The organism is Pseudomonas gessardii (assembly GCF_001983165.1).
Lineage (GTDB): Bacteria > Pseudomonadota > Gammaproteobacteria > Pseudomonadales > Pseudomonadaceae > Aquipseudomonas > Aquipseudomonas gessardii.
This window is the reverse complement of record NZ_MNPU01000016.1, coordinates 52,773-75,184: the sequence shown is the minus strand read 5'-3', so window position 1 is coordinate 75,184 and position 22,412 is coordinate 52,773. Positions and strand designations below refer to the sequence as shown.

Below are 22,412 nucleotides of genomic sequence, written 5' to 3'. Positions count from 1 at the left end.
GGCCAGCATGCGAGACTGTCGTCCCGGGCCTGGAATGCCTGGGTGTTCTTATGCCTGGAGTACTCATGACGCTGTCCAGCGGGCTGATCGCCGCCGTTGCCCTGGCCTATATGGCCATTATGTTTGCCATCGCCTTCTACGGTGACCGTCGCCACGCGCCGCTGCCGCCACGGGTGCGTGCCTGGGTGTATAGCCTGTCGCTGGCGGTGTATTGCACCAGTTGGACCTTCTTCGGCGCTGTAGGCCAGGCCGCCGAACAGTTGTGGGCATTTTTACCGATCTACCTGGGACCGGTCCTGCTTCTAGTACTGGCGCCCTGGGTCCTGCAAAAGATGGTGCTGATCAGCAAGCAGGAAAACATCACCTCCATCGCCGACTTTATCGCTGCACGCTATGGCAAGTCCCAGTCCCTGGCGGTGGTGGTGGCGCTGATCTGCCTGGTGGGCGTGCTGCCTTATATTGCCCTGCAACTCAAAGGCATCGTGCTGGGGGTCAACCTGCTGATTGGCGCTGGCGCCGATGCCACCGGCACCCGGGCCCAGGACACCGCCTTGATCGTGTCCCTGGTGCTGGCGCTGTTCACCATCGTGTTCGGCACGCGCAACCTCGACGCCACGGAGCACCACCGCGGCATGGTGCTGGCGATTGCCTTCGAGTCCCTGGTCAAGCTGTTCGCCTTTCTTGCCGTGGGTGCGTTTGTGACCTACGGCCTGTACGACGGTTTCAACGATCTGTTCAGCCAGGCGATGCTCGCGCCGAGGCTGGAGGAATACTGGAAAGAGACCGTCAACTGGCCATCGATGGTGGTGCAGACCGGCGTGGCGATGATGGCGATCATCTGCCTGCCCCGTCAGTTCCACGTCACCGTGGTCGAGAACATCGAGCCTCAGGACCTGCGCCTGGCCAAGTGGGTGTTCCCGGCGTACCTGGTGCTGGCGGCGCTGTTTGTGGTGCCGATTGCCCTGGGCGGCAAGATGTTGCTGCCCAGCTCGGTACTGCCGGATTCCTACGTGATCAGCCTGCCCCTGGCCGAAGCCCATCCGGCCCTGGCGTTGCTGGCGTTTATCGGTGGCGCATCGGCGGCGACCGGCATGGTCATCGTCGCGAGCGTAGCGTTGTCGACCATGGTTTCCAACGATATGTTGCTGCCGTGGCTGCTGCGCCGCACCAACGCCGAGCGCCCGTTTGAAGTCTTCCGCCACTGGATGCTCTCGGTACGCCGGGTGAGCATCGTGATTATTCTGCTGCTGGCCTATGTCAGTTATCGCCTGCTCGGCTCCACCGCCAGCCTGGCAACCATCGGCCAGATCGCCTTTGCCGCGGTGACCCAACTGGCACCGGCGATGCTCGGCGCGCTGTACTGGAAGCAGGCCAACCGGCGCGGCGTGTTTGCCGGCCTGGCGGCGGGCACCTTCCTGTGGTTCTACACCCTGGTGTTGCCGATTGCCGCCCATAGCCTGGGCTGGTCGCTGAATATCTTCCCGGGCCTGGCCTGGCTGCACGGCAACCCGCTGGGGCTGCCGATCACCCCGCTGACCCAGGGTGTGGTGCTGTCTTTGGCCGGTAACTTCACCCTGTTTGCCTGGGTCTCGGTGCTGTCGCGTACACGGGTGTCGGAGCATTGGCAGGCCGGGCGCTTTATCGGCCAGGAAACCAGCCAGCGCGCCAGCGCCCGCTCCATGCTGTCGGTGCAGATCAATGACCTGCTGAGCCTGGCAGCGCGCTTTGTCGGCGAAGAACGCGCGCAACAGAGCTTCATCCGCTTCGCCTACCGCCAGGGCAAGGGCTTTAACCCCAACCAGAATGCCGACAACGACTGGATCGCCCACACCGAGCGGCTGCTGGCTGGCGTGCTGGGGGCATCCTCGACGCGGGCGGTGGTGAAAGCGGCGATTGAAGGCCGGGAAATGCAACTGGAGGACGTCGTCCGTATCGCTGACGAAGCCTCCGAAGTGCTGCAATTCAACCGCGCGCTGTTGCAGGGCGCGATCGAGAACATCACCCAGGGCATCAGCGTGGTGGACCAGTCCCTCAAGCTGGTGGCCTGGAACCGCCGCTACCTGGAGCTGTTCAACTACCCCGACGGCCTGATCAGCGTCGGCCGGCCGATTGCCGACATTATTCGCTACAACGCCGAGCGCGGGCTGTGCGGCCCGGGCGAGGCCGAAGTCCATGTGGCGCGGCGCCTGCACTGGATGCGCCAGGGCCGGGCACATACGTCGGAACGGCTGTTCCCCAACGGTCGGGTGATCGAGCTGATCGGCAACCCGATGCCCGGTGGCGGGTTTGTCATGAGTTTCACCGACATCACCGCGTTCCGCGAGGCCGAACAGGCCCTGACCGAGGCCAATGAGGGCCTGGAACAGCGGGTCACCGAGCGGACCCATGAACTGTCGCAACTGAACGTGGCCCTGACCGATGCCAAAGGCGTGGCCGAATCGGCCAACCAGTCGAAAACCCGCTTCCTCGCCGCGGTCAGCCATGACCTGATGCAGCCGCTGAACGCGGCGCGACTGTTCTCCGCCGCCCTCTCCCACCAGAGCGAAGGTTTGTCCGGCGAGGCCCGGCAACTGGTGCAGCACCTGGACAGTTCGCTGCGCTCGGCCGAAGACCTGATCAGCGACCTACTGGATATCTCCCGCCTGGAAAACGGCAAGATCAACCCCCAGCGCCAGCCGTTCGCCTTAAATGAACTGTTCGACGCCCTGGGCGCGGAGTTCAAGGTGCTGGCCCAGGAACAAGGCTTGCGTTTCCGCCTGCGCGGCAGCCGCTTGCGCGTCGACAGTGATATCAAGCTGCTGCGGCGAATCCTGCAGAACTTCCTGACCAACGCCTTCCGCTATGCCCACGGCCCGGTACTGCTGGGTGTGCGACGGCGGCGTGGCGAACTGCGCCTGGAGGTGTGGGACCGTGGCCCGGGCATACCGCTGGATAAACAGAAAGTCATCTTTGAAGAGTTCAAGCGCCTGGACAGCCACCAGACCCGTGCCGAGAAGGGCCTGGGGCTGGGCCTGGCCATCGCCGACGGCCTGTGCCGGGTGCTCGGGCACCGCTTGCGGGTGCGTTCGTGGCCGGGCAAGGGCAGCGTCTTCAGTGTCAGCGTGCCGCTGGCCAAGGCGCAAACCAGCGTGCAGGTGCCGGCCACCCCAGAAAAAGGCCTGCCACTGAGCGGTGCCCAGGTGCTGTGCGTGGACAACGAAGACAGCATCCTGATTGGCATGCGCAGCCTGTTGAGCCGTTGGGGCTGCCAGGTCTGGACCGCCCGCGACCAGGCGCAATGCGCGGCGTTGCTGGCCGAGGGCATGCGCCCGCAACTGGCCCTGGTGGATTACCACCTGGACCATGGCGAGACAGGCACCGAGTTGATGGGCTGGCTGCGCGCGCAACTGGCGGAGCCGATTCCCGGGGTGGTAATCAGCGCCGATGGCCGGCCGGAAATGGTGGCCCAGGTGCATGCGGCGGGGTTGGATTACCTGGCCAAGCCGGTCAAGCCGGCGGCATTGCGGGCGCTGTTGAACCGGCATCTGCCTTTGTAATCAGCCGCGTATCCGATCAAATGTGGGAGCGGGCTTGCTCACGATAGCGGAGTGTCAGCCACCGAATAAATCGACTGGTTCACCGCTATCGCGAGCAAGCCCACTCCCACATTTGGGTTCTGCGTTTAGTCAGGGAGTTGGGCGACGCCATCTTCATCGGTCATCGCTTTTTCCAACAGATCGGCAGGCAAGCCTTTGCTGGCCCGTGCGCCCAGCAGCTTCAACTGCTCGACCCGACTGACCAGATTTCCGCGACCATCTGTAAGCTTATTGCGCGCCGCACTGTAGGCGTTATCCAACTGCTGTAATCGATTACCCACTTCATCCAGATCTTGGATAAACAATACGAACTTGTCGTACAGCCAGCCGGCGCGTTCGGCGATTTCCCGGGCGTTCTGGCTTTGCCGCTCCTGCTTCCACAGGCTGTCGATCACCCGCAGGGTCGCCAGCAACGTGGTAGGGCTGACGATCACGATATGGCGGTCGAAGGCTTCCTGGAACAGGTTCGGCTCAGCCTGCAAGGCCGCCGCAAACGCAGCTTCGATGGGCACGAACAGCAACACGAAATCCAGGCTGTGCAGGCCTTCCAGACGTTTATAGTCCTTGCCGGCCAAGCCTTTGACATGATTGCGCAACGACAGCACATGCTGCTTGAGGGCGGCCTGGCCGATCACCTCGTCATCAGCCGCCACATACTGCTGATAGGCGGTCAGGCTGACCTTGGAATCCACCACCACCTGCTTGTCGCCCGGCAACATGATCAGCACGTCCGGCTGGAAACGCTCGCCATCCGGGCCCTTGAGGCTGACCTGGGTCTGGTACTCACGGCCTTTCTCCAGGCCGGCATGTTCCAGCACCCGCTCCAGAATCAACTCGCCCCAGTTGCCCTGGGTCTTCTGCCCCTTGAGGGCACGGGTGAGGTTGGTGGCCTCGTCCGACAGGCGCAGGTTCAATTGCTGTAGGCGCTCCAGCTCCTTGGCCAGGGAAAAGCGCTCACGTGCCTCATTCTGATAGCTTTCTTCCACACGTTTTTCAAACGACTGGATGCGTTCCTTCAATGGGTCGAGCAATTGCCCCAGGCGCTGCTGGCTGGTTTCGGCAAACCGCTGCTCGCGCTCGTCGAAGATTTTCCCGGCCAGCTCGGCGAACTGCGCACGCAGCTCATCCCGCGAGCCTTGCAGGTCGTTGAGGCGTTGTTGATGGCTGTCCTGCTGCTCGCGCAGTTCGGCGCGCAGGGCGGCCGACAAGGCATCCAGGCGGCGCAGTTCGCCTTCCTTGGCAGAGCGTTCGATATTCCAGGCGTGGGCCGCATCACGGGCGTTATCACGGTCGATTTGCAGCAGTTCGACTTCCCGGCGTACCGCCGCCAGATCCGCCTGTTTGGCGGCATTGGCCTGGCTCAGGTCGCTGATCTCGTCGCGGCTGGCGTCCAGTTGCGCGGCCAGCCCTTCCTGGGCCAATTGCGCGGTGGCCAGGCGTTCTTCCAGCAGTTCCCAACCGGCGCTGCGGGCGTTCAGGCGGCGCTGGATCTGCCAGCACAGGACCAACAGAGGCAACGCCGCAGCGGCGAGACCCAATGCCACACTGGTCCAGTCAAAAGCCATAGCCATTCCCGCCATTACGGTAAAAGAGGAAGGTTAACCAAGCGAGTGCTTTGTGGACAGCTCAGTCTTTGATCTGGCCCAGTGCACGCTGGGCGCCAGGGTCGCCGGCACGGGCGGCCTGGCGCAGGAGGTCGTGGCCGATGCGGCGGTCCCGGGCATTGCCGCACTCGCGACACATCAACAGGCCCAGGCGGCTCTGTGCCGCGACCACGCCTTCACGGGCCGGCTGCTTGAGCAAACGCCCGGCGAAATGCTTGATATTGGGGTTATCGCCAATGCGCGGGTTATCCAGCAGCCACAGGGCGACTTTCAAGGAGAAGCGCTTGGGTGGGGTAACACTCGGAGGATTGTCGGTAACAGAGGGTGATACTGAGCGAAACTTCATAAAGCACTGTAGGGCAGAACGGAAGGCGCGCCACTCTACTCCTTTTTTCGTACGGGTAAAGCTGAAAAAACCCTGCACGCCCGTTCTAGAGCAAGCGCTTGGGACAATCCACAGAAGCTGTGGATAACTCAGTGGACAACCGTGCTTTAACTCGCGCAAAGGCCCATGGAATGGGGGCCGCGCTTAAACTGACGATTTTTTCACCAATAAAAAAAAGCCAGATTTTTCATTGACTTAAATTTTTGATGCAGGCATTCGTGGGCTCATCCGGCAGCGCGTCGACCCGGTGACACACGGCGCAACCAATGTGCACAACTACCTGCCGGGTGGTTATATCCCCATCGCTTTGCGGTCCAAAACGTTACAGCCCAGACACAAACGCGGGCGGGGCCAGAGGGGGCGGGTAAAGTATTTTGGCTAACACACTTGCTTTACTGGTTTCAAGCCATTACTATCTGCGGCGTTAGTACCAAGCTGAAAGTCAATTCTGGTCGAACAAATCCCCGCGACGTAGCTTCCCTAAAGAGAGGTTCTGTCAATCTTGATGGGATCGACCACCTCGATGGTTTCCAGGTATCACTTGCGACGACACGGCCTTTGAACAATGCAAAGGGTGTCGCGAAGTTTCCATACTCTGACCGAACCAACCTGCAAATTGATCAGGATCTTCACCCTGGGCCCAGAACCTTTGCCCCTGTTGTGTTGCCTGCCCTCCTAAGTACCTACCTGCCAGCCCAAGCGCGCCAAACTATTCAGCGCTTCAAACTGGCTGCTTTGTTCCAGTCGGGTTCTTCGCATGATCAATGGTGATCAGCGTCACTGGAACGTTTTAACGTTGCACGGTTCTTATCCGTGTCATTTGTAGGAACACCCATAATATGTCCACTCAAATCCATACTCAGGATGCCATTCGCACCCTCACCAATGCTTTTGCTCCAATGAACTGCCTGATCATGGCCGCTCGCAAAGGCTGCTTCAGCTTCACCCTGGTCAACGAACACGGCATCGCTCGTCACAGCGAACGCCTGTACCCCGATCAATACTCCAGCGCAGAGCCGCTGCAGGCCGTGATCGAGCGTACCCGTCAGGCCCTGGTTGCCTGATTGACCCGACGCTGAACATCGAAAACCCTGCCCGCAAGGCAGGGTTTTTTATTGCCCGCGATTTGGTTTTTTGTCGGTTTGCTTTAGGTCAAACAGATATAACGCTTATAACCACAAGCTAGAAATATTTTAAAAACAGGCCTTTACGTCGTAAATCTGACACTAAACTTCAAGTCAGGCGGCTGGTTCCGCCTCCGACGAGCCTGAGATCCGATCCACCGCTGCCAAGCCCCCACCGTCTCAGGCCTCGTCGACCACTTTCAAGGTTTCGAGGGTTTTATGGGCATTGCCGCCAGCGAATTGTGTCGTTATGTGATCCGACCCACGCTGATTTACCTGGGTTGCCACAGCCACACTGCCGAATCCCTGCTGCTGGGGGTTGCCGCCAGCCAATCGGGACTGGGCTCGGCCTTGCACGACCGGCGTGGCCACGGCCTGTATCGCATTACCGAGCCGCGCCACCGGGCCCTGTGGGACGACTACCTGGCCCTCGACCCGGAACGTGCCAGCCTGGTGCGCGGCCTCGCCAGCCAGCATGCCTTCCTCAGCGGGCCGCAGTTGGAGCTGGCGGTCAATTTGCGTTACGCCACTGCCATCGCCTGGTTGCTGGTGGAACAACAACGCCCCGAACTGCCTCGCCCCGACGACCTGCTGGGCATGGCGCGTATCTGGAAAGAAATATTTCATCCCCAGGGCCGGCTGCGCGATTACACCCAGGCCTGGCAAACCTGTGTATCCCCCATGAAACAGGTCGCCTGCTGATCGGGCACTTTGCAAGATTCGGCTAAAAGCAGCAATTTTGGTCGGATTGTCCTACAAAACAGCTCTATCTCCTACATTACAGCCTATAGCGCTAAGTGAATTTTATTGTTACTTTCCGCAGCGGTGATCACCACGGAGTTCTAATAATGAAAAAAGTAATGCTCAAGACCACACTTAGCCTCGCCGTTGCCATGGCCTCTTCCCAACTGTTCGCAAGCGGCTTTGCCCTCAACGAACAAAGCGTCAGCGGGATGGGTACCGGTTTCGCGGGCCGTTCCTCTTCTGCCGATGATGCAAGCACTGTTTTTGGCAACCCTGCCGGTATGGCTCGCCTTGAAGGCCAGCAAGTCACTGGCGGTGTTGCAGTGATTGATGCCTCCACCGATATCAAAGATGTCAGCGGTCGCTCCCGCGGCACCAACAAAGGCGACATGGTCCCCTTCACGGCGGTACCGTTCGGCTTCTACACCAACAAACTCAATGACCAGTGGGCTGTCGGCTTCGGTGTGTATGCACCGTTCGGCCTGATTACCGACTACGAGAGCAAATATCAGGGCCGCGGCTTCGGCAGCAAAAGCGAAGTGCAGGTCATCACGTTCCAGCCAACGGTCAGCTACGCCTTCAACGACCGGGTTTCCATCGGTTTTGGTCCAACCTTCAACCGCATTGCCGGCACCCTGGAATCAGAGCTGACACTGAACCCTGCCGCGCCTGACACCCGGATCAAGATCAAGGGCGACGATACCGCCATTGGCTTCAACGCCGGCGTGCTGGTCCAGGCAACCGACACCACCCGTGTGGGCCTGACCTACCACTCGAAGGTCAAGTACAAGCTGGAAGGCCACACCGAAGTCAACGCGCCTGCGGCGACCTCCGGTGCCCTGGCTACCGGGCGCTATGATGCATCGCTGAAAATCGACACGCCTGAATCCTGGGACCTGTCGGTGACCCAGGACATGAACGACGCCTGGAAGCTGTATGCCGGTGCAACCTGGACGCGCTGGAGCCGTCTGAAAGACATCACCGTCGACAACAAAGGCGTGACAAGCGCCGGTGGCGGCCTGGCACCCGGCTTGGTGGGCACCATCAAGGAAGAGCAGAACTGGCACGATACCTGGGCCTATGCCGTGGGCACCTCGTACCAGCTGACCAAGCAGGTTGTGCTGCGTACCGGCTTGACCTTCGACCAGTCGCCCACCAACAACACGGATCGTTCGCCGCGTATTCCTACCGGCGACCGGACCATCTTCAGTGTTGGCCTGGGCTACGCCGTCATGGATAACATGACCATCGACCTGGCCTACTCCTACCTCAAGGAAGAAGAAGTCAGCGTCAACCGCTCCAACGCTCTGGCAAGCTACAACGCCAAGTACAAAAACAGCGCCAACGGTTTTGGCCTGGGCATGACGTACAAGTTCTGATCCAACGCCGTATAAAAAAGCCCCGCTCTCCTGCACAGGAGGCGGGGCTTTTTAGTGGCCGCCAATCAGGGCTTGGAAGCCAGCGCCTGCTCCACAGCCTTGATCAGCTCCGGGCTGTCAGGCTTGGTCAGGCTGGAGAAGCTGGCGATCACCCGGCCCTGGCGATCCACCACGTACTTGTAGAAATTCCACTTCGGCGCATTGCTCTGCTCGGCCAGGACCTTGAACAGGTGCACGGCATCCGCCCCCCTGACCTTCTGTGGCTCGGTCATGGTGAAGGTCACGCCGTAGTTCACATAGCAGACCTTGGCCGTCTCCTCGCCCGTCTTGGCTTCCTGCTTGAAGTCGTCGGAAGGCACGCCAATCACTTCCAGGCCGTCGCCCTTGTAACGCTGATACAGCGCCTCCAGGCCCTTGAACTGCGGAGCGAACCCACAAAAACTGGCGGTGTTGACGATCACCAGGGGCTTGCCGGCAAACCGCTGGCACAGCGCGATGGATTCCTTGGCGCGCAACTTCGGCAATTGGCCTTCGAGCAACGGCGGGCAATCGGCGGCCATGGCCACACCGCCAAAAGCCACCGCCAGGGCGGGTACTGCGAGCCAGCGCATCAACATGTCGGATGTCCTTGGGCAAAGTCAGGCAAGCAACTTAACAGATCGCCATACCCAGTTGCATCAACGCCAGCCCGCTGCGCTGCCAGCCCCACCAGGCCAGTAGCAACAGCGCCAACAGGCCGGCGGCGCCTAACCAGTACCCGATTGAGTTCATGCGACCCCCATCTGCGCCTGCAACCTGGCCACCGGCCGCTCACGCACGGGCCAGTTAAGGGCGGCTGCGAGCAGGCTCAAGACAATCGCCACCTGCCAGATCAAATCGTAGTTGCCGGTTCGATCATAGACCACGCCCCCCAGCCAACCGCCGAGGAACGAGCCTAACTGATGGAACAGGAACACGATCCCACCCAGCATCGACAGGTTTCTCACGCCAAACAAGGTCGCCACCGTACCGTTGGTCAGGGGCACGGTCGACAGCCACAAAAAGCCCATGGCCATGCCAAACAGATAGGCGCTCATCTGCGTCACCGGCGCCCACAGGAACAACACGATCACCACCGCCCGCAACAGGTACAACGCGGTGAGCAAGCGTGGCTTGGACATCCGCCCGCCGAGCCAGCCGGCGGTGTAGGTGCCGACGATATTGAACAGGCCGATCAGCGCCAGCACCGTGGTGCCGACAGTCGCCGGCAGATGCTGATCCACCAGGTACGCCGGCAGGTGCACGCCGATAAACACCACCTGGAACCCGCAGACAAAAAAACCGAAGGCCAGCAACCAGAAGCCGGAATGGGAACAGGCTTCCTGCAAGGCTTCGCGCAGGGTTTGCTGGCCGGCCATGACCGGCAGCGGGCGATCCTTGATCATCGTCACCAGCGGCACGATCAGCGCCACCAGCAGGCCCAGCACCAGCAAGGCGGCGGACCAGCCCAGCCAGCCAATCAGGCCCAGGGTGCCCGGCAACATGGCGAACTGGCCGAAAGAGCCGGCGGCACTGGCAATGCCCATGGCCATGCTGCGTTTTTCCGGGGCCACGGCACGCCCGACCACGCCGAGGATCACCGAAAACGAGGTGCCCGACAGGCCGATACCGATCAGCAAACCAGCACTCAGGGACAACGACCACGCCGAATCCGACAAGCCCATGAACACCAGGCCCAAGGCATACAGCACGCCGCCGATCATCACCACTTTGGCCGCACCAAAGCGGTCGGCCAGGGCCCCGGTAAACGGCTGTGCCAGGCCCCAGATCAGGTTTTGCAGGGCGATGGCAAAGGCAAAGGTTTCACGCCCCCAGCCGAACTCGGCGCTCATCGGCGCCAGGAACAGGCCAAAGCCATGCCGCACGCCCAGGGAAAGGGCCAGGATCAGCGCACTTCCGACAAGAATCCAGCCACTGGTACGCCACATCGAGGTCATTATTATTCTCCGCTTGCGGGTATATACCCGCTTGTAGTCGAACAAGCCCGCGTTTAAGCGAGTTCGTCCAGCAAGGCCAACAGGGTTTCGCGTTTTTGCACGCCCAACTTATCGATCAGTTTCTGCTGCGCCGCTTCCCAGGCCGGCAACGCAGCCGCCAGGCGCTGTTTGCCTTCTTCCGTGAGCACCACCAGGCGATTGCGCAGGTCATTGCCCTCGACCCAGCGCACCAGGCCTTCACCCTCCAGCACCCGCAGGTTACGCCCCAGGGTGCTGCGGTCCAGGCCCATGGCATCGGCCAGGCTGGAAATGCTCGGTTGATTCAGACGCTGCAGGTTACACAGCAAGGAATACTGGGCGACGTTGATCCCGAAGCCATCGAGGGCGCCGTCATAGTGCCTGCTGACGCCACGGGCGGCACGACGCAGGTTGATACATAAACATTGGGAGGCAAGCATGGAGCGTGTATATACCCGCGATTAAGGAAATGCAAGAAAGTGTTACAGAACCAGGCCAATCAACACCGCCACTTCCAGCAGTTCCAACAAGGCGCCGGCCGTGTCACCGGTGGTGCCGCCCAGTCGATTGATCATCACCTGCCGCAAGCCCACAAAGCAGATGGCCGCCAGCAACACCGCAATCCCGCCGCTGAAACCGCCGATCAACACACACGCCAGGCCACTGAGGATCAGCACCTGCTGCCCGACAATCCGTGGCAAATGGTCAGCCAGCGCCTGGCCCAGGCCCCCGGTGCGCACGTAACGGGTGGTGAGAAACAGTGCCAGCAGCGAGCTGCGACCGATCAACGGCGCGAGGATCAATGCGGCGCCATTGTGTTGCTCAATCAGGGCCACCAGGGCGCTGAATTTGAGCAGCAGCACCAAGCCCAGGGTGACCACGGCAATCGGGCCGCTGCGCGGGTCCTTCATGATGCTCAGGGTGCGTTCGCGGTCGCCAAAGCCACCCAGCCAGGCGTCAGCGCTGTCCGCCAGGCCATCCAGGTGCAGGCCACCGCTGAGCAACACCCAGGCCGTCAGCAGCAGGGCCGCGTGCAACAGCAACGGTGCGCCCATCAACAGCGTGTTCAGGCCCCATAGCAGCAGGCCGAACAACAACCCCACCAGCGGATAAAACAGCAGCGAGCGCCCCAGTTCCTGGGGTTGCGGCATGCCTGGCAAGCGAATCGGCAGGCTGCTGAGAAACTGCAGGGCAATCCAGAACGGCAGCATTCAGGCGCCCTCGCTCAACACACCATCGGCCTCGACCCGCAGGCTGAACAAGCCGCCGTGGCCCACCTCGACATTCAGCAACTGTTCACGGGGCAAGCCACGGGCCTCGGCCAGCAGTAAACGCATGACGCCACCATGACTGATCAACAGCACCCGTTGACCGGCATACAGTTGATGCAAGCGTAGGACTGCACCGCGTACGCGCTGGGAAAACGCCGCGACAGGCTCGCCATCCGGTGGAGTAAAGCGATAGGGATCGGCCCAGAACAGGCCCAATGCCTCGGCATCGGTTTCCATCAACTGCGCCGCACTCTGCCCTTCCCAAGCGCCGAAATGCAGCTCCTGTAGAGCCTGTTCCAGGCTCACCGGCAGGTTCAGGCGTGCGCCCAACTCTTCAGCGAAACGTGCACAGCGTTGCAGCGGTGAGCTGACCAGGCGATCCCACGGCCCGTGCTCCCGCACGGCCTCGCGCATCTGCGCCCAACCCTTGGCCGTCAGCGCATCATCCAGGCTGCCGCGCAAGCCGCCGCCCAGTTCGGTTTCGCCATGGCGCAGCAGGTCCAGGTGCAAGGTCATGCCGGGCGATCCGCCACGGCGGCTTCTGCGAACGTGGCCATCTGCCCGTGCAACGCACAGGCCAGGCGCAACAGGGGCACTGCCAGCGCCGCGCCACTGCCCTCGCCCAGGCGCAGGCCCAGTTCCAGCAGCGGCTCGGCGCCAAGGCTTTGCAACACATGGCGATGGCCCGGCTCGGCGCCCCGGTGGCCAAACAACAGCCAAGGCCGGCACGACGGATTGAGGCGCGTGGCAACCAGGGCCGCGACGGTGCAGATAAACCCGTCGACCAGCACCACCACCCCCGCCTGGGCGCAGGCCAGATACGCCCCCACCAACCCGGCAATCTCCAGGCCACCAAGATTGAACAAGGTCTGCAACGGGTCGCCGCGCTGCCCAGCATGCACTGCCAGGGCGCGCTCGATCACCGCCACTTTATGGCTCACGCCCTGGGCATTCAGGCCGGTGCCGGGACCGGTCAGGTCGCTGACCGGGCAATCGAGCAAGGCACAGGCCAGCGCACTGGCGGCGGTGGTATTGCCGATGCCCATCTCGCCGCCAATAAACAACTGCGCACCGGCGTTGAGTGCGCGCTGCACACTGGCACGTCCCGCCGCCAGGGCCAGCCGGCCCTGGGCCTCGGTCATGGCCGCGCCCAGCACGAAATTGGCCGTGCCCGGGGCGATATTCAGGTGACGCACGCCCGGCAGGTCGAGCGCTGGGGTCACGGTGCCCAGGTCCACCACTTCCAGTTGTGCATCCAGTTGCCGGGCCAGCACGCTGATCGCCGCACCGCCGCTGACAAAGTTGTGCAGCATCTGCGCGGTGACTTCCTGGGGATAGGCCGAGACCCCTTCGGCGACCACGCCGTGATCGCCGGCAAAGATAGCGATCCACACCTGCTCGACCGTCGGCTTGAGCCGGCCCTGCAAGCCGGCCAGTTGCACCGCCAGCGCCTCCAGTTGCCCCAGGGACCCGGCGGGCTTGGTCAGTTGCTGCTGGCGGGCCAGGGCTTGTTCATAGGCCGCGGCGTCCAGCGCCTTGCACGGGTCCAGCCACCAGGATGGGCTCATAACGCAGTACCTTTCAAAGTCAGGGGCAGGCCCGCAACAGTCAGCACAACACGCTGACAGCGCTCGGCCAGGGCTTGATGCAGCCAACCGGCTTCATCCACATAGCGGCGAGTCAATTCGCCCAGCGGTACGACACCCAGTCCGGTCTCGTTGCTGACAAAAATGATTTCCCCCGGCAGCGACGCCAGGCAGTCCAGCAAGTGTTCGCGCTCGCCCCCCAGGCGCTGCGGGTCGTCCAGCATCAGCAGGTTGGTAAGCCACAGGGTCAGGCAATCGACCAGCAGGCAATGCCCAGGGGCGGCGTTTTCACGCAGAACCCGCGCCAGTTCCAGCGGCTCCTCGACCAGCCCCCACTCACGTGGGCGACGCTGGCGATGCAGGGCCACGCGCGCGTTCATTTCACCATCCTGGGGCTGGCTGGTGGCGATATAGGTGACGGGCATGGCGCTGTCGCTGGCGAGTTTTTCCGCCAGGCGGCTTTTACCGGAGCGGGCGCCGCCGAGGATCAATTGCAACATGGTCAAGCCCTCAAATCCCACATAACTGGCGCAGCAACCGGGTATCCAAATGCTGCTCCACCAAATCCGCCAAGCGCTCGATATCGCGCTCGCGCAGGCCGTGGTAATCGACGTCCTGCACCTCCTGCAAACCGGCCCAGCGCAACAAGGCGCTGCAGGCGGCGGGCGTCTCGAACAGGCCATGCAGATAAGTGCCGAGGATCTGCCCGTCATCGCTACAAGCACCGTCGCTGCGGCCATCATCCAGACGCACCGCTGGCTGCTCCAGGGCGGCACCTCGGGTCACGCCCGCATGGATCTCATAACCGCTGACCGGTGCCTCTTCCAACGCCAAGCGGCCCCGCACATTGCGCAATTGTTTCTCGGCCTCCAGGGTGGTGCTCAAGGCCAGCAGGCCCAGGCCAGCACTGGAACCCGGCATGCCTTCCAGGCCCAGCGGGTCGTGGACCTGCTCGCCCAGCATTTGCAGGCCGCCGCAGATGCCCAGCACCTTGCCGCCGTAACGCAGGTGCCGGGCAATGGCAGTGTCCCAGCCATTGGCGCGCAGGTAGGCCAGGTCGCTGCGCACGCTTTTTGAACCGGGCAGGATGATCAGGTCGGCGGCGGGGATTGCCTGGCCCGGGCCGACAAACTGCAAATCCACCTGGGGATGCAGGCGCAGCGGGTCGAAGTCGGTGTGGTTGCTGATGCGTGGCAACACCGGCACCACCACTTTGAGCACCTGCGCCGCCTTGTCGATCTGGCGCTGGTCGATGCCATCCTCGGCTTCCAGGTGCAGGTCCATCACGTAAGGCAACACGCCCACCACCGGTTTGCCGGTGCGTGCCTCAAGCCAGTCGAGGCCCGGTTGCAGCAGGGCGATATCGCCACGGAAGCGATTGATGATAAAACCCTTGACCCGCGCTTGTTCCGACGGCGACAGCAACTCCAACGTACCCACCAGATGGGCGAACACCCCGCCGCGATTGATATCGGCGATCAGCAGCACCGGGCAATCCACCGCTTCGGCAAACCCCATGTTGGCGATGTCATTGGCCCGCAGGTTGATCTCGGCCGGCGAGCCTGCGCCTTCGACCATCACCACCGGGTAGGCCGCGCTCAAGCGCCCGTGGGACGCCAGTACCGCCTGCATGGCGATGGCCTTGTAGTCGTGATAGGCCACGGCATTCATGCTGGTCACGGCGTGGCCATGGATGATGACCTGGGAGCCGGTGTCACTGTTGGGCTTGAGCAGCACCGGGTTCATATCGGTGTGCGGCGCCAGGTTGGCGGCCTGGGCCTGCACGGCCTGGGCGCGGCCGATCTCGCCACCTTCGGCCGTGACTGCGCTGTTGAGCGCCATGTTCTGCGGCTTGAACGGCACCACCGGCACGCCCTGGCGCACGACCCAACGGCATAGCGCGGTCACCAGGGTGCTTTTGCCCGCGTCAGAGGTGGTGCCTTGCACCATCAGGGTGGTCATGAGGCTTGCTTCCAGGCAATCAGCGCTTGTTCAAAGCGCGCCCAATCGGCGTCCGTCCCGGGCAGGCCAAAGCGCAGGCTGCTGTCGTGGGCAAACAGGCGCAACAGGATGCCGCGCTGGGCCATGAACTCATGTAGCTGCTCAGCGCGCTCGGTGATCAGCCACTGGAACAGCGCGCAACCGCCTTGCGGGCGCAGGCCGTAGTGCTCCAGCAGCCCGAACAGGCGCTGGCTGGCCTGATCACAGCGCCGGCGTTGCTGTGTATGGCCAGCAGGGTCTTTCAGGCAGGCCTGCCCCAACACCCGCGTCGGCCCACTGACCGCCCATGGCCCGACCTGTTCAGCCAGCAGCTTGAGCAGTTTGCGTTCGGCCAGCACAAAGCCCAGGCGAACCCCGGCCAAGCCAAAAAACTTGCCGAACGAACGCAACACAATCAACCCCACCTGATGGCTCTGGCTCGCCAGGCTCAACTGCGGGGTGTTGTCCATAAAGGCTTCATCCACCACCAGCCAGCCACCGCGCTGGGCCAGCCGCGCATGCCAATCCAGCAGGCGCTGGGGCGCAAGGCTCAGGCCGGTGGGGTTGTTGGGGTTGACCACCACCAGCACGTCGAGGCTGTCGAGGAAGAAGTCGACTTCCTGCTCCAGCACTTCACGCACGATATAACCGGCGCGGCGCCAGGCTTCGGCATGCTCGGCATAGCATGGCGACAACACGCCGACCTTGCCCGTGCGGCGCAGGCGCGGCAGCAACTGGATGGCCGCCTGGGATCCCGGCACCGGCAATACCTGGGCTGCGCCGTAGTAGTGGCAGGCCGCCTGCTCCAGGCCGTCATCGGTCTCGGGCAGACGTGCCCAGGCCCGTAGTGGGATGGGCGGGATGGGCCAGGGCCAGGGCGCGAGGCCACTGGACAGGTCCAGCCAGTCTTCCTGGGCGATGCCGTACCGCATCGCCGCCTTGCGCAGCCGTCCACCGTGTTCAAGCATAAAATTGCGCCCCCGCACACAGGATCAACACCCACAACCACACGCCGCGCTGCACCAGTTGCCAGCCACGCTCGATGGAATCGGCATCGGCCACGGGCCCTTCGCCGAGGGGTGGACGCTGGTGCAACTCACCGTGATAAATCGCCGCCCCGCCCAGCTCGACACCCAGGGCGCCCGCACCTGCGGCCATCACCGGCCCGGCATTCGGGCTGTCCCAGGTCGGGCCCTGGCGGCGCCAGCAGGTGAGTGCCAGGCGTGTCTTGCCCAGCACAGCGTAGGTCAAGGCGACCAGGCGGGCGGGGATGTAATTGAGTACGTCGTCAATCTTCGCCGCCGCCCAGCCAAAGCGTTCAAAGCGTTCGTTGCGATAGCCCCACATGGCATCCAGGGTATTGCTCAGGCGGTACAGCACCACGCCCGGCACGCCGGCCACGACAAACCAGAACAGCGCGGCGAACACCGCGTCGCTGCCGTTTTCCAGCACCGATTCGGTGGCGGCCCGCGCCACTTCAGTGCTGTCCAGTTCACGGGTTTCGCGGCTGACCAGGTAACTGACGCGCGTGCGCGCCTCGTCCAGGTCACCACTGCGCAGGGCCCGGGCCACCGGCAACACATGCTCACCCAGGCTGCGCATACCCAGGGCCAGGTACAACGCGAGGATCTCGATCACCCAGCCGAAATAAGGCGCCCAGGACAAGGCCGTGGCCAGCAAGGTCAGGGGTATCACGCAGATAAACCACGCGGTCACGCCATGGCTGCGCCAGCCGCGCCCTGCGGAGTTGAAACGTTGCTCGATGCGCCCGGCAAAATTGCCGAACGCCACCAGCGGATGCCAGCGCCTGGGCTCGCCCAGCAGCGCATCCAGCGCCACTGCAGCGACACTCAGCAAGGCCACACTCATTGACTCACTCCCCAATAATTTTCATACAGCATGTCACTCAGCGGACGCGGTTGGGTCCAGCCTTCGAGTTGCAACATCGGTGCCGGGTAGAACTCGGTCACCGGGCCCAGGCACAGCACGGCCAGGGGCTTGGCGCCGGGCGGCAGGCCCAGCAGGTCGGCCAGGTCCCGGGGCTCGAACAACGACACCCAGCCCAGGCCCAGGCCTTCGGCGCGGGACGCCAGCCATAGATTCTGGATCGCGCAGGACAGCGAGGCCAGGTCCATTTCCGGCAAGGTCCGGCGCCCGAAAATATGCCGCTCGCGGTCATCCATCAACGCCGCCACCAGCACCTCGGCGCAGTCGTGGATGCCTTCGACCTTGAGCCTCATGAAATCGTCCGAGCGCTCGCCCAGGGCTTGCGCGGTGCGGATGCGTTCGGCTTCCACCAACTGCTGGATCTGCCCGCGCAGGTTGCGGTCGCTGATGCGGATAAAGCGCCAGGGCTGCATCAGGCCGACGCTGGGGGCCTGGTGCGCGGCTTGCAGCAGGCGCTGCAGCAGCTCCGGGGCGACGGTGCCGCCGCTGAAGTGGCGCATGTCACGACGTTCGGCGATGGCGCGGTAGATCGCGTCGCGCTCGGCCTGGGGGTAGGCGTGGTCGGTCATGGCCCTATCGCGGGCAAGCCCGCTCCCACATTTGCACCGTGGTGGTCTGCGATAACGGCTTGCCGGTCTGGCGCAAACAACGCGGCCACTGCAACCGGGTTCGACGGGAAATAAAAGTGCACATAGGAGGCCGTCATCCGCCCCTGGCGATACACCGCCTCGGCGCCACGCCCGCCATTGGGGCTCAGGCCACGGGCAATCGGCTGCCACTGCGTGCTGGTCAGGGAGTGATGATAGGTATGGCCGCGCAGCACGCCTTCTGGCAGCTCGACCGTTTGCAGGGCCAGGGCCGCCAGGCGTTTCTGCATGACCGCATCGCCTTGCAGCAGGCCCAGTAGTTCGGCGCGGGAGCCCTCGACATCGGTCAAGGAGTCGAGCAGGTAGAGCATGCCCCCGCATTCGGCCAGCAACGGTTTGCCGGCAGCGTGATGGGCGCGGATCGCCTGCAGCATCGCGGTGTTTTGCGACAGCGCCTGGTGATGCAGCTCCGGGTAGCCCCCGGGCAGATAAAGGCTGTGGGCATCGGGCAACACGCGGTCATGGATCGGCGAGAAGAAGTGCAACTGCGCGCCCATCGCCCGCAACAAGTCGAGGCTGGCGCCGTAGGTGAAGGCAAAGGCTTCGTCACGGGCTACGGCAATCCGCACCCCGGCCAGCAAGGGCTGGGCCTCGATTACCTCGGGCGCGGCGAATGCCACCGGCGGTGGCAGCGCTACCTCGCAACTGCTGGCCAGGGCGGCAGCGGCGGCATCCAGGCGCAGGTCCAGGTCATTCAACTCGCTGGCCTGCACCAGGCCCAGGTGGCGGCTGGGTAACTCAATGCCGGTTTCCCGGGACAGCGCGCCGTACCAGCGCAGGCCTTCGGTCAGGCTGCCTTCGAGCAACTGCGCATGGCGCACGGTGCCGACGCGGTTGGCCAAGACCCCGGCGAACGGCAGGTCCGCCTGGTAACGCGCCAGCCCCAGCGCCAGGGCGCCGAAGGTCTGGGCCATGGCGGTGCCGTCGATCACCGCCAGCACGGGCACGCCAAAATGGCGGGCCAGGTCGGCGCTGGAGGGGGTGCCGTCGAACAGGCCCATCACGCCCTCGATCAGGATCAGGTCCGCCTCCCCCGCGGCTTCCCACAGCAGGCGGCGACTTTCCTGCTCGCCGACCATCCACATGTCCAATTGATAGACCGGCGCACCGCTGGCGCGCTCATGGATCATCGGGTCGAGAAAGTCCGGGCCGCACTTGAACACCCGGACCTTGCGCCCCAGGTTGCGGTGCAAGCGGGCCAGGGCGGCGGTGACGGTGGTCTTGCCCTGGCCTGACGCCGGCGCGGCGATCAGCACGGCAGGGCAATGGCGCGGCGGGTTCAAAGTTCGATGCCTTTCTGTGCCTTGATACCGGCCTGGAACGCGTGCTTGAGCATGCCCATTTCGGTGACGGTATCGGCCATTTCCATCAGCTCCGGCTTGGCGCCACGCCCGGTGACCAGCACGTGCTGCATCGGTGGGCGGGCTTGCAGGTCGCCAAGCACCTGGTCCAGGTCAAGATAGCCGTGCTTGAGCGCGATGTTCAGCTCATCGAGCACCACCAGGCCGATGGACGGGTCCTGCAACATTTCCCGGGAGACTTGCCAGGCCGCTTCGGCGGCGGCGATATCGCGCTGGCGGTCCTGGGTTTCCCAGGTAAAGCCCTCGCCCATCACATGAAAGCGTACCTGCTCGGGGAAGCGCCGGAAGAACAGCTCCTCACCGGTGCTGTTACGGCCCTTGATAAATTGCACGACGCCGCATTGCATACCGTGCCCCATGGCCCGGGCCAGCATGCCAAACGCCGAGCTGCTCTTGCCTTTGCCATTGCCGGTCAATACCAGCAGCAAACCGCATTCATTCGGTGAATTGGCAATGCGCTCGTCAATCACCGCTTTTTTACGCAGCATGCGCGCCAGGTGGCGTTCGTCACGATCAGGGGAATCAGTCATGGCAGCTCTCCGTTGGGGCTGGACAAAAACGGCGGGCAGGAAAAGACAACAACATGAAGCCAAGCATCGCCCACCGTGATGCTGTTGGATGGATCAGGCCGGTCTCCGGGCTCATGAGGGGTGCCCTGTTGACCAGGGCAAACCGACGATGCACCTTCCCATATCGCGGGCGATACAGTGGCAAAAGCAGCGTCTTGACTCATTTACCGTTGCGGGGGCAGCGCCGGGATCGTGGCCGCACTGTAGAAAAGTGCGCGCACTCACCGGCTTCCCTGTTTCACTCGGTCGACGCGTACGTCACCGAGCACCTGAAACAAGCGGCGAAGGTTAGTGGGTTGGGGGTACAGCGTCAATTAAAGCCGGCCATACACTTGAACCATCGCCACGCGCCAGGCCTCTATGGCTACAGGCTTTGAGGATAAAAACATGCACAAGACCCGATGCGCCGGACTATGCCGTAGGGCCGCACACCGCATCGCTGGGCCTGACCTTCGCTGAAGGCAACACGCTGCCGGCGCAATTTGCCCAGGGGGCGTTTATTGGCCAACACGGCTCGTGGAATCGCAAGCCACACAGTGGTTACAAGGTGATCTTTGTGCCGTTCGAGGGCGGCAAGCCGAAGGGGCAACCGGTGGATGTGCTGACCGGGTTTCTCAACAGTGACCAGAAAGCCATGGGCCGGCCGGTGGGCGTGGTGATCGACCAGCAAGGCGGGTTGCTGGTGGCGGACGATGTGGGGAATAAGGTGTGGCGGGTGTCTTCGGCCCAATAACCGGACCCAACAACACCACAAAACCAATGTGGGAGCGGGCTTGCTCGCGATAGCGGTGGGTCAGTTTGCACATCTGATACCTGATACACCGCTATCGCGAGCAAGCCCGCTCCCACATTTTTTGATCGGTACAGGTCTTAGGGGTTACGCGCCAGGTGCTCGGCCGGCAACACGCGCTTGGCACTCAGGTAGGCATTCTGCCAATAGGCCTTGGACAAGGTATCCAGCTTCACCGTACCGCCGGTTTGCGGGGCATGGACAAAGCGCCCTTCCCCCACATAAATGCCGGCATGGCTGACCTGCGAACCGCCACCCGTGGCGAAGAACAGCAGGTCGCCGGTCTGCAGCGCATCTTCACGCACGTCCTGGGCCCGCATCACGATCAGCTCGCGGGTGGTGCGCGGTAGGGAGATGCCAGCGGCATCGCGGTAGACAAAACCAATCAGGCCACTGCAATCAAACCCGGAGTCCGGGGTATTGCCGCCCCAGCGGTAAGGCGTGCCGACCAGGCCCAGGGCGCGAAACAGCACGTCTTCGGCAGCAGGCGAAAAATTCTGGGTGGCGTAGTTGAAGACCGGCTTGGGCTTGGCCGCCACAGGCGCGGGTGCAGGACGGCTGGCGCAGGCACTGAGCAGTGCGGCGCAAACAACAAGAATTAGGCGGGCCGAGGTCGACATGGGCAGAACAATCCTGATCTGGATGCGGCTTTCGCTGCCGAACGCTGAAAACTAGACCGCGCAAGCAAGCTTGCGCGGTCAGGTTCGCAACAATATCTCAGGATTCTAGCGCTTACGCGTCAAACTTCAAGTATCACTTTAACTTTACTTGCGAGCGGTAACGGTAGTCGGGGCCATCGCCAAAGCGCGTTTGGCTTCGATGAAGGTTTTGCTCCAATAGCTGTCGCCCAGCTTATCGACCCGCACCCCGCCGCTGCGGCGGCTGCTGGAGTGGATGAACTGGTCATCGCCCAGGTAGATACCGGCGTGGCTGACGCGGCCACGGCCATTGGTACTGAAGAAAAGCAGATCGCCGGGCTTGAGGTTGTTTCGTGCGACCAACGGTGCATTCACGTTGATCATTTCGCGGGTGGAGCGCGGCAGGTTCATGCCGGCTTCTTCACGAAACAGGTAACCGATAAAACCACTGCAGTCGAAGCCGGCTTCAGAGGTACCGCCGAAACGGTAGCGGGTCCCGATCAAGGACATGCCGCGCTCAAGAATGCTGTCGGCCAGCAAAGGCAGCTGATAAGGCTTGCTATCGGAGAATTCGGCCAGTTCCTTCTCGGTTGCGAGCTCTTCCTCGTAAACAGAAGAAGACTGCGTTGCAACGAATTTGGCCTGGTGCTGTTGTTGTGGTTGTGGTTTTTGCTGCTCTGCCACTTGTTGAGGGTGGGTGGCGCAACCAAACAACAGGGTAACGAGTGCGAGAGGCACGAGGGGTGCGAAGCGATTTAGCATGGGCACGACCGTGGCTGATAGGTAAAGAAGCCGAGACTATGCCCTCTATCACATCG

The 22,412-nt window shown here is 62.8% G+C and carries 21 protein-coding genes, 1 pseudogene and 1 riboswitch; of the genes and pseudogenes, 5 read left to right on the top strand and 17 right to left on the bottom strand.

Annotated features, from left to right (window positions below):
- The first annotated feature begins 65 nt into the window (after positions 1-65).
- Positions 66-3,536 (top strand): hybrid sensor histidine kinase/response regulator, encoded by a 3,471-nt coding sequence (locus BLL38_RS13455; RefSeq protein ID WP_076963032.1) that lies wholly within the window; start codon positions 66-68, stop codon positions 3,534-3,536.
- 125 nt (positions 3,537-3,661) lie between these two features.
- Here BLL38_RS13455 and BLL38_RS13450 read toward each other — a convergent pair whose 3' ends face one another.
- Together BLL38_RS13450 and BLL38_RS13445 are read right to left on the bottom strand one after the other, a co-directional pair.
- Positions 3,662-5,026 (bottom strand): DNA recombination protein RmuC, encoded by a 1,365-nt coding sequence (locus tag BLL38_RS13450; protein WP_162843716.1) that lies wholly within the window; start codon positions 5,024-5,026, stop codon positions 3,662-3,664.
- Between the two features lie 175 nt (positions 5,027-5,201).
- A complete protein-coding gene (locus BLL38_RS13445; RefSeq protein WP_076963030.1) occupies positions 5,202-5,525 on the bottom strand; it encodes an SEL1-like repeat protein in 324 nt (107 codons plus the stop codon).
- A gap of 878 nt (positions 5,526-6,403) precedes the next feature.
- Here BLL38_RS13445 and BLL38_RS13435 point away from each other — a divergent pair.
- The 3 genes from BLL38_RS13435 to BLL38_RS13425 all read left to right on the top strand — a co-directional run bounded on the left by BLL38_RS13435 (position 6,404) and on the right by BLL38_RS13425 (position 8,811).
- Positions 6,404-6,628, top strand: coding sequence for a hypothetical protein (locus BLL38_RS13435; RefSeq protein ID WP_007898912.1), 225 nt, complete (start codon positions 6,404-6,406; stop codon positions 6,626-6,628).
- 279 nt (positions 6,629-6,907) lie between these two features.
- On the top strand, positions 6,908-7,390 hold the full coding sequence (locus tag BLL38_RS13430; protein WP_076963029.1) for a hypothetical protein: 483 nt from the start codon (positions 6,908-6,910) through the stop codon (positions 7,388-7,390).
- A 146-nt stretch (positions 7,391-7,536) separates the two neighbouring features.
- A complete protein-coding gene (locus BLL38_RS13425; RefSeq protein WP_076963028.1) occupies positions 7,537-8,811 on the top strand; it encodes an OmpP1/FadL family transporter in 1,275 nt (424 codons plus the stop codon).
- A gap of 65 nt (positions 8,812-8,876) precedes the next feature.
- On the opposite strand, the gene BLL38_RS13420 is transcribed toward BLL38_RS13425, so the two are convergent.
- From BLL38_RS13420 to cobO, 13 genes are all read right to left on the bottom strand, one after another.
- On the bottom strand, positions 8,877-9,428 hold the full coding sequence (locus BLL38_RS13420; protein ID WP_076963027.1) for a glutathione peroxidase: 552 nt from the start codon (positions 9,426-9,428) through the stop codon (positions 8,877-8,879).
- 150 nt (positions 9,429-9,578) lie between these two features.
- Positions 9,579-10,778: an MFS transporter gene (locus tag BLL38_RS13415; RefSeq protein ID WP_162493904.1), complete on the bottom strand. Its 1,200-nt coding sequence runs from the start codon at positions 10,776-10,778 to the stop codon at positions 9,579-9,581.
- A 62-nt stretch (positions 10,779-10,840) separates the two neighbouring features.
- Complete coding sequence (locus BLL38_RS13410) at positions 10,841-11,245, bottom strand: MarR family winged helix-turn-helix transcriptional regulator (protein WP_076963025.1); 405 nt, start codon at positions 11,243-11,245, stop codon at positions 10,841-10,843.
- 42 nt (positions 11,246-11,287) lie between these two features.
- Positions 11,288-12,016 carry an adenosylcobinamide-GDP ribazoletransferase gene (locus BLL38_RS13405; protein WP_076963024.1) on the bottom strand — a complete coding sequence of 243 codons (729 nt, stop codon included), beginning with the start codon at positions 12,014-12,016 and terminating at the stop codon, positions 11,288-11,290.
- The gene (gene cobC, locus BLL38_RS13400) at positions 12,017-12,592 is read right to left on the bottom strand and encodes an alpha-ribazole phosphatase family protein (RefSeq protein WP_076963023.1); all 576 of its coding nucleotides are present in this window, start codon (positions 12,590-12,592) and stop codon (positions 12,017-12,019) included.
- Entirely contained in the window at positions 12,589-13,644 is a 1,056-nt protein-coding gene (gene cobT, locus BLL38_RS13395; RefSeq protein ID WP_076963022.1) for a nicotinate-nucleotide--dimethylbenzimidazole phosphoribosyltransferase, read from the bottom strand. The genes cobC and cobT overlap by 4 nt, the downstream gene beginning before the upstream one ends.
- The gene (gene cobU / locus BLL38_RS13390) at positions 13,641-14,162 is read right to left on the bottom strand and encodes a bifunctional adenosylcobinamide kinase/adenosylcobinamide-phosphate guanylyltransferase (RefSeq protein ID WP_076963021.1); all 522 of its coding nucleotides are present in this window, start codon (positions 14,160-14,162) and stop codon (positions 13,641-13,643) included. Before cobU ends, cobT begins: the two co-directional genes overlap by 4 nt.
- Before the next feature lie 10 nt (positions 14,163-14,172).
- A complete protein-coding gene (locus tag BLL38_RS13385; protein ID WP_076963020.1) occupies positions 14,173-15,624 on the bottom strand; it encodes a cobyric acid synthase in 1,452 nt (483 codons plus the stop codon).
- Entirely contained in the window at positions 15,621-16,610 is a 990-nt protein-coding gene (gene cobD, locus BLL38_RS13380) for a threonine-phosphate decarboxylase CobD (protein WP_076963019.1), read from the bottom strand. The genes BLL38_RS13385 and cobD overlap by 4 nt, the downstream gene beginning before the upstream one ends.
- The gene (gene cbiB, locus BLL38_RS13375) at positions 16,603-17,511 is read right to left on the bottom strand and encodes an adenosylcobinamide-phosphate synthase CbiB (RefSeq protein ID WP_076963018.1); all 909 of its coding nucleotides are present in this window, start codon (positions 17,509-17,511) and stop codon (positions 16,603-16,605) included. The genes cobD and cbiB overlap by 8 nt, the downstream gene beginning before the upstream one ends.
- Entirely contained in the window at positions 17,508-18,158 is a 651-nt protein-coding gene (gene bluB / locus BLL38_RS13370; RefSeq protein ID WP_076963017.1) for a 5,6-dimethylbenzimidazole synthase, read from the bottom strand. The genes cbiB and bluB overlap by 4 nt, the downstream gene beginning before the upstream one ends.
- Positions 18,155-19,519 carry a cobyrinic acid a,c-diamide synthase CobB gene (locus tag BLL38_RS13365; protein ID WP_076963016.1) on the bottom strand — a complete coding sequence of 455 codons (1,365 nt, stop codon included), beginning with the start codon at positions 19,517-19,519 and terminating at the stop codon, positions 18,155-18,157. Before BLL38_RS13365 ends, bluB begins: the two co-directional genes overlap by 4 nt.
- Positions 19,516-20,127, bottom strand: a complete 612-nt coding sequence (cobO, locus tag BLL38_RS13360) for a cob(I)yrinic acid a,c-diamide adenosyltransferase (RefSeq protein ID WP_076963015.1) — start codon at positions 20,125-20,127, stop codon at positions 19,516-19,518. The genes BLL38_RS13365 and cobO overlap by 4 nt, the downstream gene beginning before the upstream one ends.
- A 79-nt stretch (positions 20,128-20,206) precedes the next feature.
- A riboswitch (cobalamin riboswitch) is annotated at positions 20,207-20,454 on the bottom strand.
- Positions 20,455-20,569: 115 nt separating this feature from the next.
- On the opposite strand from cobO, the pseudogene BLL38_RS13355 reads away from it, so the two are divergent.
- A pseudogene (locus BLL38_RS13355) lies at positions 20,570-20,899 on the top strand (sorbosone dehydrogenase family protein); the annotation flags it as partial.
- Between the two features lie 137 nt (positions 20,900-21,036).
- On the opposite strand, the gene BLL38_RS13350 reads toward BLL38_RS13355, so the two are convergent.
- Positions 21,037-21,576, bottom strand: a complete 540-nt coding sequence (locus BLL38_RS13350) for a C40 family peptidase (protein ID WP_076963014.1) — start codon at positions 21,574-21,576, stop codon at positions 21,037-21,039.
- Positions 21,577-21,720: 144 nt separating this feature from the next.
- Entirely contained in the window at positions 21,721-22,356 is a 636-nt protein-coding gene (locus tag BLL38_RS13345; protein ID WP_076963013.1) for a C40 family peptidase, read from the bottom strand.
- Positions 22,357-22,412 lie beyond the last annotated feature (56 nt).